Source organism: Bacillus sp. P4_D3 (assembly GCF_056401855.1).
Genome location: NZ_JBFUIN010000038.1, coordinates 1 through 13,597, shown reverse-complemented (window position 1 = coordinate 13,597; position 13,597 = coordinate 1). Strand labels below are relative to the sequence as shown.

At 36.5% G+C, this 13,597-nt stretch carries 16 protein-coding genes, 7 tRNA genes and 3 riboswitches; of the genes, 2 read left to right on the top strand and 21 right to left on the bottom strand.

What is annotated here, in order from left to right; translation table 11 throughout:
• Window positions 1–166 precede the first annotated feature (166 nt).
• From AC1DTM_RS08380 to tenA, 12 genes are all read right to left on the bottom strand, one after another.
• A complete protein-coding gene (locus AC1DTM_RS08380; RefSeq protein WP_016103762.1) occupies window positions 167–397 on the bottom strand; it encodes a hypothetical protein in 231 nt (76 codons plus the stop codon).
• Window positions 398–413: 16 nt separating this feature from the next.
• Complete coding sequence (locus tag AC1DTM_RS08375) at window positions 414–800, bottom strand: hypothetical protein (protein WP_016103761.1); 387 nt, start codon at window positions 798–800, stop codon at window positions 414–416.
• A 93-nt stretch (window positions 801–893) separates the two neighbouring features.
• A riboswitch (cyclic di-AMP (ydaO/yuaA leader) is annotated at window positions 894–1,041 on the bottom strand.
• A gap of 89 nt (window positions 1,042–1,130) precedes the next feature.
• Complete coding sequence (thiD, locus tag AC1DTM_RS08370) at window positions 1,131–1,946, bottom strand: bifunctional hydroxymethylpyrimidine kinase/phosphomethylpyrimidine kinase (RefSeq protein WP_078174074.1); 816 nt, start codon at window positions 1,944–1,946, stop codon at window positions 1,131–1,133.
• A gap of 6 nt (window positions 1,947–1,952) precedes the next feature.
• Window positions 1,953–2,972 carry a thiazole biosynthesis adenylyltransferase ThiF gene (locus AC1DTM_RS08365; protein ID WP_477000149.1) on the bottom strand — a complete coding sequence of 340 codons (1,020 nt, stop codon included), beginning with the start codon at window positions 2,970–2,972 and terminating at the stop codon, window positions 1,953–1,955.
• Window positions 2,965–3,735 carry a thiazole synthase gene (thiG, locus tag AC1DTM_RS08360; protein WP_002201724.1) on the bottom strand — a complete coding sequence of 257 codons (771 nt, stop codon included), beginning with the start codon at window positions 3,733–3,735 and terminating at the stop codon, window positions 2,965–2,967. Before thiG ends, AC1DTM_RS08365 begins: the two co-directional genes overlap by 8 nt.
• A gap of 2 nt (window positions 3,736–3,737) precedes the next feature.
• Window positions 3,738–3,941 (bottom strand): sulfur carrier protein ThiS, encoded by a 204-nt coding sequence (gene thiS, locus AC1DTM_RS08355; protein ID WP_016103759.1) that lies wholly within the window; start codon window positions 3,939–3,941, stop codon window positions 3,738–3,740.
• A 15-nt stretch (window positions 3,942–3,956) separates the two neighbouring features.
• A complete protein-coding gene (thiO, locus tag AC1DTM_RS08350) occupies window positions 3,957–5,066 on the bottom strand; it encodes a glycine oxidase ThiO (protein WP_016103758.1) in 1,110 nt (369 codons plus the stop codon).
• The gene (gene tenI / locus AC1DTM_RS08345; RefSeq protein ID WP_016103757.1) at window positions 5,059–5,679 is read right to left on the bottom strand and encodes a thiazole tautomerase TenI; all 621 of its coding nucleotides are present in this window, start codon (window positions 5,677–5,679) and stop codon (window positions 5,059–5,061) included. The genes thiO and tenI overlap by 8 nt, the downstream gene beginning before the upstream one ends.
• 10 nt (window positions 5,680–5,689) lie before the next feature.
• Window positions 5,690–6,691: an ABC transporter substrate-binding protein gene (locus AC1DTM_RS08340; RefSeq protein ID WP_088099635.1), complete on the bottom strand. Its 1,002-nt coding sequence runs from the start codon at window positions 6,689–6,691 to the stop codon at window positions 5,690–5,692.
• On the bottom strand, window positions 6,688–7,260 hold the full coding sequence (locus AC1DTM_RS08335; RefSeq protein ID WP_477000153.1) for an ABC transporter permease: 573 nt from the start codon (window positions 7,258–7,260) through the stop codon (window positions 6,688–6,690). The genes AC1DTM_RS08340 and AC1DTM_RS08335 overlap by 4 nt, the downstream gene beginning before the upstream one ends.
• The gene (locus tag AC1DTM_RS08330) at window positions 7,260–8,009 is read right to left on the bottom strand and encodes an ABC transporter ATP-binding protein (protein ID WP_002159240.1); all 750 of its coding nucleotides are present in this window, start codon (window positions 8,007–8,009) and stop codon (window positions 7,260–7,262) included. The genes AC1DTM_RS08335 and AC1DTM_RS08330 overlap by 1 nt, the downstream gene beginning before the upstream one ends.
• Complete coding sequence (gene tenA / locus AC1DTM_RS08325) at window positions 7,978–8,673, bottom strand: thiaminase II (protein ID WP_002159241.1); 696 nt, start codon at window positions 8,671–8,673, stop codon at window positions 7,978–7,980. The genes AC1DTM_RS08330 and tenA overlap by 32 nt, the downstream gene beginning before the upstream one ends.
• A gap of 89 nt (window positions 8,674–8,762) precedes the next feature.
• A riboswitch (TPP riboswitch) is annotated at window positions 8,763–8,866 on the bottom strand.
• Window positions 8,867–8,926: 60 nt separating this feature from the next.
• A riboswitch (TPP riboswitch) is annotated at window positions 8,927–9,039 on the bottom strand.
• A 259-nt stretch (window positions 9,040–9,298) separates the two neighbouring features.
• On the opposite strand from tenA, the gene AC1DTM_RS08320 reads away from it, so the two are divergent.
• Entirely contained in the window at window positions 9,299–10,459 is a 1,161-nt protein-coding gene (locus AC1DTM_RS08320) for an SH3 domain-containing protein (protein WP_016103755.1), read from the top strand.
• Window positions 10,460–10,464: 5 nt separating this feature from the next.
• On the top strand, window positions 10,465–10,797 hold the full coding sequence (locus AC1DTM_RS08315) for a hypothetical protein (RefSeq protein ID WP_002159243.1): 333 nt from the start codon (window positions 10,465–10,467) through the stop codon (window positions 10,795–10,797).
• A gap of 240 nt (window positions 10,798–11,037) precedes the next feature.
• Here the strand turns inward: AC1DTM_RS08315 and AC1DTM_RS08310 are convergent, their stop codons facing one another.
• The 9 genes from AC1DTM_RS08310 to AC1DTM_RS08270 form a co-directional block, all read right to left on the bottom strand.
• The gene (locus AC1DTM_RS08310; protein ID WP_016103754.1) at window positions 11,038–12,189 is read right to left on the bottom strand and encodes a DUF3965 domain-containing protein; all 1,152 of its coding nucleotides are present in this window, start codon (window positions 12,187–12,189) and stop codon (window positions 11,038–11,040) included.
• 271 nt (window positions 12,190–12,460) lie between these two features.
• Window positions 12,461–12,880: a CBS domain-containing protein gene (locus AC1DTM_RS08305; RefSeq protein ID WP_016103753.1), complete on the bottom strand. Its 420-nt coding sequence runs from the start codon at window positions 12,878–12,880 to the stop codon at window positions 12,461–12,463.
• Window positions 12,881–13,011: 131 nt separating this feature from the next.
• Window positions 13,012–13,083 (bottom strand) — tRNA-Glu (locus AC1DTM_RS08300).
• A 1-nt stretch (window position 13,084) separates the two neighbouring features.
• Window positions 13,085–13,159, bottom strand: a tRNA-Asn gene (locus AC1DTM_RS08295).
• 5 nt (window positions 13,160–13,164) lie between these two features.
• Window positions 13,165–13,241, bottom strand: a tRNA-Ile gene (locus AC1DTM_RS08290).
• A 10-nt stretch (window positions 13,242–13,251) separates the two neighbouring features.
• A tRNA-Trp gene (locus AC1DTM_RS08285) sits at window positions 13,252–13,322 on the bottom strand.
• A 6-nt stretch (window positions 13,323–13,328) separates the two neighbouring features.
• Window positions 13,329–13,401 (bottom strand) — tRNA-Thr (locus tag AC1DTM_RS08280).
• A gap of 31 nt (window positions 13,402–13,432) precedes the next feature.
• Window positions 13,433–13,508, bottom strand: a tRNA-Phe gene (locus tag AC1DTM_RS08275).
• Between the two features lie 9 nt (window positions 13,509–13,517).
• Window positions 13,518–13,593, bottom strand: a tRNA-Asp gene (locus AC1DTM_RS08270).
• Window positions 13,594–13,597 lie beyond the last annotated feature (4 nt).

The window sequence follows — 13,597 nt, the reverse complement described above, 5'->3', positions numbered from 1 at the left end:
GTCGTTTAAGCGTTTACATTACGTGTTATTAATATTCTTTCATCTGTTTTCTTGTCTTTTCTTTCTTTTTCATAAAAATAATCCTTTAAATATGAAATAAAAAGAGCGAATTACATGAAGTGCATAGCTTGTTGCACTCAGTATTCGCTCTTTTTTCATTCAACCTTTATTCTCCTCGTAAAAATGCACGTAAATTTCTTCCCCGAATATAAACTTGCGACAGTTCTGCATGTAGCTGCTCATATTCGATAATATCTGTTTTTAAATATAAGGCATCTTTCGATGGCAATATTATATATGGCCTTGGAAAAATAGGATCGAGCGCCACCAATTCTTGAACTCGCTCTACCGATGCCACCCAACGATTCGCTATATCTCCTAGTAACAATACCTTCATCTTCGTTTCCCCCGCTCTATTCAAAAAATAAAAAAGAAATATTATCACAGTTCGTAAACACTACAAATTTAGCTCCAATTGTTTCATAGAGCCTGGCTGGATAGCGTTTATTCTTTGTAACAACAGTAATAGGCGCTTGAAAAGAGAAACGAATGCGTTCTGTGAAAAAGCTAACTATCGGAAGCTCATCTCCTAATAAAATTACTTTCTTAATCCGCTCGCAAATACTAGTAAAATCCTGCTCCTTATTACAGCTATAAGTCGAATCAAATCCACAATTCCTAACTTCAGCTGCTATCTCTTCATTTGCTGTAAAAATAATTAACTCATGCTGAAATGCTACTAGCTCTCTTAAACTCTTTATCTTATTTTCTTCTCCAACACAAATAAGCATTAATTCCATGTACCTCATCCTCCTTAGCATAAAAGAACTCAAACATAGATTGATATTCTCCTATACTAATCAGACCGACGAAGTGATATATCCATCATGGCACCGCCCTCTCTCAAGACGCTTACGAAGTTAGCTGTCGGATTCGGACTTTGAGAGTAGCCCTACTTTCAAAATTGAAAGATTCACCCCTAGTGACAACGCACAAATTGGTTCCTCCGCTCCATAAATTTGGACTCAGCATATTACAAAAATGTATTCTGGCTGATATATTACTCCTGTGTTTGGAAAAAGTAAACAGAAAAAAGCCAGTTGTAAAACTGGCTTTTCCATTCTTTATGCTTATGCTTTATTCAATTTGTACGCAAAATGATTCGTCGGCCCATGACCACTTCCAATATTCAACGGCTCTTCAATCGCTATACTAATAAATCGTTTTGCCTCTTGAACTGCCTCTTCAATTGAATACCCTTTAGCAAGTCCTGCTGTAACTGCAGACGCAAATGTACATCCGCTTCCGTGCGTTTGCTTCGAAGGAATTCGTTCACTTCTAAATTCAATAAACTCTTCTCCATCAAAGAGTAAATCAATTACTTCATTACCTTGATATTCTGCATGTCCGCCCTTCATAAGCACATATTTAGCACCTAATTCGTGCAATACTTTCGCAGCTTCTTTACTATCTTCTATATTTTGAATCTCCATCCCAGTTAACACTTCTGCTTCCGGAACATTCGGTGTTACAACAGTTGCTACTGGTAATAAATATTCCTTTAATGCTTGTACTGCTTCTTGTTGTAATAATGATGCTCCGCCTTTTGCAATCATAACAGGATCTAGTACAATATTATTCCAGCCAAATTTCTTAATATGTTCTGCAACGATTTGAATAATTTCACTACTAAATAGCATCCCTAGTTTCACAGCATCTGGTGTTAAATCTGTACCAATTGAATTCAACTGTTCCGTAATTCCTTCTAAAGAAACAGGATATACCCCTTGAACGCCAAGCGTATTTTGAGCAGTAATTGCTGTAATAGCCGTCATTCCATACACACCAAGCTCTTGGAATGTTTTTAAATCTGCTTGAATTCCAGCGCCGCCTCCGCTATCAGATCCTGCAATCGTTAAAGCTTTATTCACTTTCATCCCACTCATCCTTTTCTATCCAAAATAGCGATGATAAATTGTTTTCGCTTCACTTATATCTTTCGTTCCATGCACAAGTACACGACCATCTTTGAAAGCAACTAATCTCTTTTCTTCAACAGAAAATGATAATAAATATGGATTTACATTCAAATCATTCACGCGATTATTCAGCAATTCTTTATATTGCTCAAAATTCATTTCTTCTTTATGAGGTGGTCTAATTTGAACTGTATTTCTCCCGCATAACACTGCTGTTTTTGAAGTGTTTTCTTTATTTAAATACGGATATAACGCTTGCTCACCACACGATAGACAATTATGTTTACGAAGCTTTTGCACATTCATACATGAATACTCATTTTTCCATACATCAAATGATACAAGCCCCTCTCGAAGCGAGTCATAATCTTCTACTAACAGTTTAAGTGTTTCCGTTACTTGATGAGAAACGACAAGAGATACAGCAGGTGATATAATCCCCGCTGTATCACATGTCGCTCCACCAAGCGGAATCGATTGTAATAAACAAGATAAACATGGCGTTTTGCCTGGAATAATAGTATAAGAAAGACCGTAACTTCCTACACATGCCCCGTAAACCCATGGAATAGAATATTTTTGCGATATATCATTCACAATGAAACGCGTWTCGAAATTATCAGTCGCATCGATAATTACATCAACATTTGTAACGAGTTCTTCTAACTCTTCAGCCGTTACATCTTGAACGAGAGCTTCTACTCTTACTTCACTATTAATCTCTTCTAGACGTTTTTTTGCCGCCACAGCCTTCGGAAGGTTATTCTCTACATCACTCTCTGCATACAATTGCTGTCTTTGTAAATTACTCCAATCCACATAATCGCGGTCAACAATTGTCACCTTACCAACGCCAGCTCTTACAAACATCTCTGCATTTGCACTACCTAATGCACCTGCACCGATAATAAGTACATGCTTTTCTCTTATCTTTTGTTGTCCTTCTCCCCCAATTGGAGAAAATAGTTCTTGGCGAGAATATCGATTATTCAACTACGCTCATTCCTTCTAAAGGACTACTTGCCGTTGCACAACGTTTACGTGCAATACGGCCTGCTTCAAAGCCTATCCGCCCTGCCTCAATACCTAATTTCATTGCGTATGCCATTTTAATAGGATCTTTTGCCCCCGACACAGCCGTATTTAATAACACACCATCTGCTCCTAATTCCATCGCAAATGCCGCATCAGCTGGGCTACCAATACCAGCATCCACGATAACTGGTACTGTCGCTTGTTCAATAATAAAACTTAAATTTAATGGATTTACAATACCAAGTCCTGAACCAATCGGTGATGCACCTGGCATAATGGCATGCACGCCAAGTTCTTGTAATTTACGCGCTAATACAACATCATCAGATGTGTACGGTAGAACGATAAATCCTTCTTCAAGTAACATTTCAGATGCTTTTAACGTTTCTACCGGATCAGGTAATAACGTTCTATCATCACCAATAACTTCTACTTTTATCATGTCACAAAGTCCAGAAGCTTTTGCTAATTTCGCAATTCGAACAGCTTCTTCAGCATTTTTTGCTCCTGCTGTATTTGGTAATAACGTATATTTTTTCACATCAAGTTTCTCTAATAAATTAGGTTGCTTCGCATCAAATATATCCATGCGACGTACTGCGAATGTTAAAATTTCAGCCTCAGAAACGTCAATTGCTTTTTGCTGTACATCAAAATCAGAGAATTTCCCTGTTCCTAATAAAAGTCTAGAATGAAATGAAAATGGTCCAATGTTTAACATAATCAACCGCCTCCTACGAAAGTTACAATCTCAATTTGGTCTCCATCAAAAACTGATGTATCTTTATGATCATCTTTTTGTAAAATATCTTTATTACGTTCTACTACAACAATTCTGTTATCTAACTCTAAATGTGTAAGTAGCCCAGCTACTGTTTTTACACTCTCTGGTACTTCAATTTGGTTACCATTAATTTTTAAATTCAAACTTCCATCCCCTTTCTAAACCATTTTAGAAAGCAATGAATCTAGCAGATGATTCTCCTGCTTTCCTTCTATTAAATCAGCCATATACTGACCCGAAACAGGACTTAATAAAATACCGTTTCGATAATGTCCAGTACAAGCATATAAACCTTTTATTTCTTCATGCTCTCCCATATAAGGAGCTTCATGATTCGATTGTGGCCTTAATCCTGCCCATGTACTTTCCCACTCTGCTTCTTTTAAAGCAGGCAATATCGTATAAGCACGCTCTAATATGGAAGTAATACTTTCTGGTTGTACAGATTTATTGAACGTATGAGGCTTCATCGTTGCCCCAATCACATAACGGCCACCGCGCTTCGGCGTAATATAAAATCGCTCTTGGAAAATAGGAGCTTTCAAGAGAGGTTTCCTGCTTCTTACTGCAACAACCTCTCCCTTAACAGGATATGTACCCCAATCACTATGGAAATAATGTAGTAATTTCGTACTCCATGACCCTCCAGCGATAACGACTTTTTCGCATGTGATTACACCTTCACTCGTAACAATCCCAGTCACTTTATTATTCTCAATACGAATATCAAACACTTCTGTTTGTTCATATATGTCAGCTCCAGAAAATGCCGCGGAATGCGCGAATGCTTTCGTAAGCTCTGGTGCAATAACGTGACCATCTTTCGGATAATATACCGCTCCTATAATTGACTCCGATAGAAACGGCTCTTTTTCCCGTAAATGGTCCCCCGTTAGAAAATAGGAATCTTCACCTGTTTTCTGTTGCCAATCCATAATATGAAGAATTCTTTCCTTCTCATCTTCATTTTGGGCAATGCGATAAATGCCTTTTTCCTCATACCCAATATCGATGCCTGTCTTTTCACGTAAAACTTCTGCAAGTTGTGGAAATATAGCACGGCTTTCTCTAGCAAGCTCAAACAGCGGATCATATTCATCCCATTCTGCCTGAACACCGAGCAAACCAGCAGCTGCTTTCGAAGCTTCAGATGCGATTCTTTGTTTCTCTATAATCGCTACTTTATGCCCTCTTTCTGCTAGAAAGTGTGCAACTGAGCTACCAATTACACCTCCGCCAATAATCGCTACATCATACTTCTTACACATGTTTTTCCGCCCACTTTCTTATTGATTCCTTATAAGATTTTGCTCTGCTATACGGATTACTACTGCTTATAATCCCGGACATAACAGCAATGCCACTTACTTCACTTGCAAGAACATCCCTTGTATTTTCAGGAGTAATTCCTCCAATAGCTATAATCGGTATCGATAAGCTCTTTGCAATGTCCGAAATTTCCTCTAACCCTCTCGCCGGCACACCTTTTTTGCACTCTGTTGGGAATACATGACCATAAACGAGCGAATCAGCCCCATTCTTAAAAGCCTCTATCGCTTCTTCTAAAGAATGTACGGAATAACCAACATGCAAATACGAAAACTTTTCTTTCACTGACCTTACATCTGTACTTCGATACCCTAGCTGTACACGCGGGACATTTAATAAAACAGCAATATCAATTCGGTCATTTATAACAAGTTTAGATGCCGGAAAGCCTTTTTTTAAAAGGCTTTCCACCCCTTCATATAATTCCTTCGTACTTTTCTCACGCTCACGAATATGCAAATAATCAATCTCACTCTCAATTTGCATCGCTACATTCACTAACTCTTCGAACGGCATATGGCCATTTGAGATTACGTGGAGCTCATTTTTCATATTCATTCGCCTACTTTAAAATATTTTCGAATAACTCATCAGCTGGAACACTTTCTTTCGTCATTCCTTTGTCTTTCAGCCATTTATTTTGTTTCTCCCAAGACTCTTTTGAATCTGATAAGAATGGCTCATCTTTCGTTTCCATCTTCTCTAATAAAATTTTCATACTTTCTTTTTCAACTTCTGGCACAAGCGGGAAGTTTTCTTTTTCTTGGTGATTTAATAAAACATTTAATGCTTCATCCGGATTTTTCTTCATGAAATCATATCCTTTTTTCGCACCACGTAAAAAGGCCTGTAATGCTTCTTTATCCTTTTTCAAAGTTTTATCACCTGTTACAAATACAAGTTCATGATAATTCGGTACACCGTAATCAGCTGGATTAAAGTACGCCGGCTCATGACCCTCATGACGCATAACAGGTACTTCATGGTTAATGTATGCTCCTGTTACAGCATCTACTTTTTTCGTAATTAACGCTGGCACTAAATCAAAGCCTACATCAACTACTTTCACTGTATCTGGATTACCACCAGCTTCTTTTACCATCGTTTTTAAATACATCTCACTTAAAGGTGTTCCAGAATATCCAACTGTTTTTCCTTCTAAATCTTTCGGTGATTGAATGCCTGCTGATTTCAGCGATACGACATGATTTAACGGTGAACGCACGACAGCTCCAATTGATTTCACTGGAATTTGTTCATTTGCTCTAGCCATAACAACATCTGGCTGATAATACAAGCCAACTGTCACTTTTCCTGCTGCAGCTAACGTTAATGGATCAGTCGGATTAGAAGGGAATTTAATATTTACCTTTACTCCTTCTTCTTTAAAGTAGCCTTTTTCAATGGCTGCATAAATAAAGCTATGCACCGCATTTGGATACCAATCAAGCATGACCGTTATTTCTTTCTCTTTTTTACTCTTATCTGATGCTGAATTACTCGAGCACCCTGCAATCATTGCAACTAATAATGTAAACACAAAGATGCGTTTTAATAATTTCATGAATATTTCCTCCAACTAATGAATTTCTTTTCTAATATAGAAATAAGTATGACGAAAAAAATAGCTAATAATGATAACAATACAATTGGTGCAAATACACCAGCTCCGTCTAACTGCGTCATCATTCTTTTACTGAAATATCCAAGCCCAGCTTGTGCACCGAGCCATTCTCCAATTGCTGCCCCGATAACACTAAGCGGAACTGCAATTTTTAACGCTGAGAAAAAGTAAGGAAGAGCAGATGGCAACTTTAGCTTTAGAAAAATATCTTTTTTTGTTGCACCATACGTAACTAAGAGCTCCTCCCATTCTTTCTTCGTACTACGCAGTCCATCATACGTATTTACCGCAATTGGGAAAAACGTAATTAAGACAGTGACAACAACCTTGCTCCAAATGGTATATCCAAACCATAAAACAAATAGTGGCGCAAGTGCTGTAATCGGGATTGTTTGAGAAGCTACTAATAATGGATAAAATGCTCCTACAATTCTTGCGCCTACTTCCCATAGAGCAAGTAAAATTCCACTTAATATGAGGGCAGGTAATAACTCCTTCAAGCGATTCATCATACGAGTACCTGCCTTTGTAACATACTAAGGATCTCTTCTTTAAGCGCTAACACTTCAGGCTTATATAAATCTTTTCTTGTTCGGTTACGATCAAGCGGCACAATTCGCTCAGTTAAAGTTGCTATCGGTTGATTTTCTACAACCAAAATTCGATTAGAAAGAAACAATGCTTCTTCAACATCATGAGTGATAAATAAAATTGTTTTTTCCCACTCTTTCCATTGTTCAAACAACCATTCTTGCAAAGATGCCTTCGTTAAAGCGTCCAATGCACTAAAAGGTTCATCTAACAATAATATCTCCCCGCCTGTTAATAAAGTTCGGATAAAAGATACGCGTTGCCTCATACCACCAGATAAATCTTTCGGATATTTTTTCTCGTACCCTTGTAAACCAAATTTATGTAACAGTTCTTTCGCTTTTACTTGTGCTTCTTTCTTCTCCACACCTTGGCACTCTAGCGGTAAAGCCGCATTCTCAATAATCGTCCTCCACGGCAAGAGCATATCTTTTTGGGGCATATACCCTACAGGATGACTCTTTGTTTCTGTCAGCTCTATCTGTCCAGTACTTGCCTCTTCTAAGCCTGTAATAAGGCGAAACAAAGTACTTTTCCCGCACCCACTCGGTCCGATAATACTTACAAACTCTTTATCTTGTATAGAAGCATTTAATTCATCGATGATTGGTTTCTCATCATAATGAAAGGAAACATTATGAAACTGTAGTATGTTCTTGCTCCTCAAAACCCCACATCTCCTTACGATAAGCCATATCCCAGAATAAATATTCAAATCGGCTGGAATATAAGAAAATCTCCTCTAATCGATCTAGCTCTTTCTCTGACTTTCCAACTGCCATTTCATTTAATAAATCTATTAACCAAATACAAAGGTTACCGTATTCTTCAGAACTATATCCTTGAATCCACTCTCCAAAGAACTCATGATCTCTTGCTCCAGGAATATCATTTAAACGCTTTCCAATCTCCCAATAGCTCCACATACATGGAAGTAAAGCTGATATTAATTCTGCAAGTGTGCCATTTTGAGATACAGACATCATGTAATTTGTATAGGCTAAATTTTTAGCAGATGGTTTCGCAGATTCCATCTCTTGTGCAGAAATGCCAAGTCTTTTTGCATATTGTTTATGAATCGTCATTTCACCATTTAAAATCCCATCAATTTGCTCTGCAAATTTTGCCATCACTTGTGGATTCGTTGCCTTTACAACCCCAATTGCATATAGCTTTGCATAATCTAACAAATATAAATAATCTTGAATAATATAGTACTGGAATTTGTCTTTTTCCAACGTACCATCCCCCATACCTACTACAAACGGATGATTATGACTTTTCTCCCAAACAGGCTGCACCGTATCAAATAATCTTTCACAAAATTTCATTAATAATTCCCCTTCCTATATATCTATTTATCTCAATAAAAAAACCACTTCTGTATATAAGAAGTGGTTACAGCAAATAAAATTATAATTTATTCGTTGTTCCACTTCCCTTCGCTAGTATTATCTAGATCAGGTGTTGTAAGGGTTAAGGATTATTCCTCTCTCAGCACGAAAAGCACCCCTAGTGGTGTTAATATGAAATTTTCAAATAAAAAAGCCCCGTTTCTATACGCAAAGAAACGGGGACTCATTGTTAGTGTCCGAATTGCTTCCCTACGCTAGCATAATCTAGATCAGGTAATAAAAAGGATCAAGGGCTTACGGCCCTACTCTCAGCTGGCAACACCAGCCCTCCTAGCAAACTATAAAATTATCACTGTCAGTATAACACCGCCATAAGACATCATCAACTGTTTTAATTTTCTTAATTGCGAATTAAATATTAACGTGTTAAACAAATATAAATGCGACCCCACAAATGATATATACAATATTTATATACGAATCTCTCTTCTAACATTATTTTTATTGAYTTCATATTACATTTATGTGAATACGACCAATATATTATATCTTTATACTATAATAAAATTACAACTATACAACTAGAGGAGGTCTTTATTACATGAATATGAAAGCTACAGCTTTAACAGCAACTACTATCGCAATTGCTTCTTTACTTCCTTCTATGGGAGAATCCGATATACAAACAGCGGCTGCTAAGCAACCATCTACAGTAAAAACTGGATATGTAAAAATTGACAACGTTGCACTACATCAAAATAACCATGCAGACAGTGCAATAATTGATAACATTCGATTTAATAGCCCTGTTACTATTCTTGAGACAACTCAAGGTTGGTATAAAGTATCTGTTAACAACAAAACAGGCTATATGAAAAAGGATGCAATTCTATTCAAAAAAAATGTTCAACCAAAAAATCAATATATCGTAAATGCAAACGCATTAAACGTTCGTTCTGAACCTAATACAGAGTCTTCTATTCTAGATATATTACCAAATGGTCAATTCATTACCATTCAAGGTGAACAAGGGGATTGGTACAAAATATTACATAACGGTCAAATTGGATACGTACAAAAAACATTTGTATCTAATGGATCCACACCTCTAGTAAAAGGTGTAACTGTACAAGGTTCTCCTTCTTATACTGTTGCAACACCAAAATTAAATGTACGTAGCAATGCTAGTACAAGTAGCACTCTACTTGGCTCATTACAAAATGGTACACAAGTACAAGTAGTAGAAACGGTAGGTACTTGGTATAAAATTCGTTTTGGCACAGGATACGGATATGTAGCGAAACACTATGTAGTGCAAAATCAAAGTCAAGCACAAGCTAAAACAGCTCAACCTGCATCAATTCCAGCAGTTTTCAAATTCCCTACTCAAGGGAAAATCAGCTCCACTTTTGATATGCGCTGGGAGCAAATGCATTATGGTATAGATATAGCAGCACAAGGAAATGTCTCTATTCAAGCTGCTGCTGCGGGTAAGGTTGTGAAATCTTATTATTCGGCTAGCTACGGCAATGTCGTGTTCATCGCCCATCAAATAAATGGGAAATTATATACAACAGTTTATGCTCATATGAAGGATCGCACTGTACAAGCTGGTGATCAAGTACAAACTGGACAATTAGTAGGTCATATGGGAAACACAGGTCATTCATACGGGCAACATCTCCATTTTGAATTACATAATGGGGAATGGAATTTTGAAAAAACAAATGCAGTAAACCCACTGCCATATTTAGTTAGGTAAATTATATGCCACGCAATATACCTCTCTTTATTGAATACCTGGCCTTTTTAGGTTTAATCTGTTGTTTAATCATTTATAATACGAACACTGTATTCTTATCTATTATTATTGCTTTTGTTGCTTTAGAAATCATTATGGAAGCATTACAAATGCGGCTAAAACAAAAAATTGCCCATATTTATAATGCAATTTTTCTTTTGAGTGCTCTTATAACAAATATAATTAATAATGGTTTTTATTTATCTACCGTACTTCCTGTATTCTTTATAGGTGTTTTATTATTCATAGCTAGATACGTTCATGTTCCTAATAACCAAAAACATGAACAAGAAGCTTAGAAAGAGGAGACACTGTGTACCCATCTTTCAAAGATAATCCAATGAAATATATATTGAATTTATATGAAAAAATGAATACTTTTTTTGGTATACAAGGAAGTTATACTGCACAACTTCTCCTTTATGGAATATTATTTCTTATCTTAGTTACTTTCTCCTTGCTTTACTAACAAAAAAGGATCTCACATAAACTTGAGATCCTTTTTAATTTATATTAATTTTTAATATGTAAAATATGGTTTATCCACAAGCATATTTTTCATAAATAAAACTAAGATTATATTTTTTCTCTAAGCTCATTCTTTGTTCATCGTCGCACCAATAGAAAAGAATATCATGAATCGTTGCATAACGCTTATTTTTAAGAAATAGTTTAAAGAATGATGGTAAACAATCATGTAATTGTATAAATATATAATTGCGTAGTATTTCTTCTTTGTATTCAATTCCCTTACAAATATACAGTAATTCTTCACAATAATATGCATGCTGTGGAACTTGGATCATTTCGAAAAATGGTACATATGATAGTAACTTTCCAATAAAATGACCATACCGATCCATTACCCCTATCGTCATATGCTCCATCATTTCTTTCATCACATATAAATAATCATCTACATGAGTTGTCTTTAAAGGGTCTAATCGATCGGAAATTTGAGAAAGTACAGCTCTTTGACAAGCTAAAACTGCCTGACTAGGTCCATAATATGATAGGAAGTCTGTACACTTACGATACTTTCGTAATAAGTCATGTGTATATAAATCATACACAAAAGTATTACAATACATTGCTAGACTCATCATATCACTATTTAATTGCTCTTTTGATAGTGTTTTTGCTCGCTTACACATATAAAAGAATGTAAATTCCAATACTTCTTTATGAGATAATAGATGTTTACAATTTGTTATACATTTCTCATTAAATTTAACTCGCTCCCAAATTTCTACATCCTCAGCTGTTAATTCACCAATACGATATTTAATAATTAAATAGTTTAAAGCAACTGCTTTCGTCAAAAGATCCCATGTTTCATACTCCAATGAAGTTTGGACAAATTCATCTAGTCCTTGGGCTATCATAAAAGCATTTGCCTCTTCATACCAACCAATCTCTTGACATAAACGAAGAATACGTACTAGAGTTGGAATTTCATCTTTATGAAACTGCGGTAAATTCTTTACTTTATTCATGCCATATACGATAAATGCCGCTAAATTTTCTTCTTTATAAAATTCTTTTTCTTTCCATACTAATATAGTTCGCTCTTTCCCTTCACCTTTTGGATGACAAGGTACAAGCAAAGAAAATAACTCAGCGAAATTATTTGGTTCTATATATGTATCTGTAACCAAATTCCAATTTGGATCGCCCTGTACAGCCCTCATATAATTCCCCTTCCCTTTTTATCTATGTAGGAAATATTAATTCATTATTACATCATTAATAATAAATATTGTTATATTCAAAATCTCTCATAATACTTATATCTCTCAGTATATCATTTTTTCTCTTATTAAAAATTAGGAATGACAAATTTAAAAAAACTGTCAAAAATATTGACTCTATACTTATTATATAATGTCTCAGATACATCACGCTAACATATTAGTTTAATCCATATATACTAGAATAATGTATCTGATCTTTATACATAATTTATTCCGTATGCTCCGAGATTTCACTTAAAGCAAACCCTGCTTGATCATCTGCTGATTGTCTTATAGCTAAATCACCTAGTGCTAGCATCCCAACAAGTTGACCGCTCTCAACTACCGGTAATCGTCTAATTTGATATTGTGCCATTAACTCTGTAGCTTTTTCAATGGAATCATCTGGAGAAACTGAAACAATGTTTGTTGTCATTACATTTGTAATTTGATTAGATCCAGGATGTTTTTCAGCAATCCCACGAACAACTAAGTCTCGATCAGTAACAAGCCCAACAACTTGTTTATTTTCAATAACAGGAATCAATCCAACCGATTCTTCCTTCATTTTTACAGCCGCCTCATATACATTATCTAATGGTGTACAATGTACGATATGAGTACTCATAAGTTCTCTAACTTGTGTCATTTTTCATCTCCTCCTTTTAATACATACCATAGCTTTTCCTAAATCCCTTTATTTATTTCAGGAAAACAAGGTGATAAAAAGAGGCTTATACATAATAAAAAAGAGTCAGCAATATGCTGACTCTTTTTTTATGACCCGTACGGGATTCGAACCCGTGTTACCGCCGTGAAAGGGCGGTGTCTTAACCACTTGACCAACGGGCCATGGCTCCGCAGGTAGGACTCGAACCTACGACCGATCGGTTAACAGCCGATAGCTCTACCACTGAGCTACTGCGGAATATATGGTGGGCCTAAATGGACTCGAACCATCGACCTCACGCTTATCAGGCGTGCGCTCTAACCAGCTGAGCTATAGGCCCATATAATTTACAGGGGCAGTAGGAATTGAACCCACACTGGAGGTTTTGGAGACCTCAGTTCTACCTTTAAACTATGCCCCTAAATGATGCCGGCTAGAGGACTTGAACCCCCAACCTACTGATTACAAGTCAGTTGCTCTACCAATTGAGCTAAGCCGGCATAAATAAAAAAAATAAAAAAAATAAAAAAATGGTGGCTCGGGACGGAATCGAACCGCCGACACGAGGATTTTCAGTCCTCTGCTCTACCGACTGAGCTACCGAGCCAACATAAAATGGCGGTCCCGACCGGGGTCGAACCGGCGATCTCCTGCGTGACAGGCAGGCATGTTAACCACTACACCACGGGACCATTG

Coding starts and splice junctions, on each gene's coding strand:
- AC1DTM_RS08380 (WP_016103762.1), bottom strand. CDS start 397: ATGAAGGTATTGTTACTAGGAGATATAGCGAATCGTTGGGTGGCATCG.
- AC1DTM_RS08375 (WP_016103761.1), bottom strand. CDS start 800: ATGGAATTAATGCTTATTTGTGTTGGAGAAGAAAATAAGATAAAGAGT.
- thiD (WP_078174074.1), bottom strand. CDS start 1,946: ATGAGTGGGATGAAAGTGAATAAAGCTTTAACGATTGCAGGATCTGAT.
- thiG (WP_002201724.1), bottom strand. CDS start 3,735: ATGTTAAACATTGGACCATTTTCATTTCATTCTAGACTTTTATTAGGA.
- thiO (WP_016103758.1), bottom strand. CDS start 5,066: ATGTGTAAGAAGTATGATGTAGCGATTATTGGCGGAGGTGTAATTGGT.
- tenI (WP_016103757.1), bottom strand. CDS start 5,679: ATGAAAAATGAGCTCCACGTAATCTCAAATGGCCATATGCCGTTCGAA.
- AC1DTM_RS08340 (WP_088099635.1), bottom strand. CDS start 6,691: ATGAAATTATTAAAACGCATCTTTGTGTTTACATTATTAGTTGCAATG.
- AC1DTM_RS08335 (WP_477000153.1), bottom strand. CDS start 7,260: ATGAATCGCTTGAAGGAGTTATTACCTGCCCTCATATTAAGTGGAATT.
- tenA (WP_002159241.1), bottom strand. CDS start 8,673: ATGAAATTTTGTGAAAGATTATTTGATACGGTGCAGCCTGTTTGGGAG.
- AC1DTM_RS08320 (WP_016103755.1), top strand. CDS start 9,299: ATGAATATGAAAGCTACAGCTTTAACAGCAACTACTATCGCAATTGCT.
- AC1DTM_RS08315 (WP_002159243.1), top strand. CDS start 10,465: ATGCCACGCAATATACCTCTCTTTATTGAATACCTGGCCTTTTTAGGT.
- AC1DTM_RS08310 (WP_016103754.1), bottom strand. CDS start 12,189: ATGAGGGCTGTACAGGGCGATCCAAATTGGAATTTGGTTACAGATACA.
- AC1DTM_RS08305 (WP_016103753.1), bottom strand. CDS start 12,880: ATGACACAAGTTAGAGAACTTATGAGTACTCATATCGTACATTGTACA.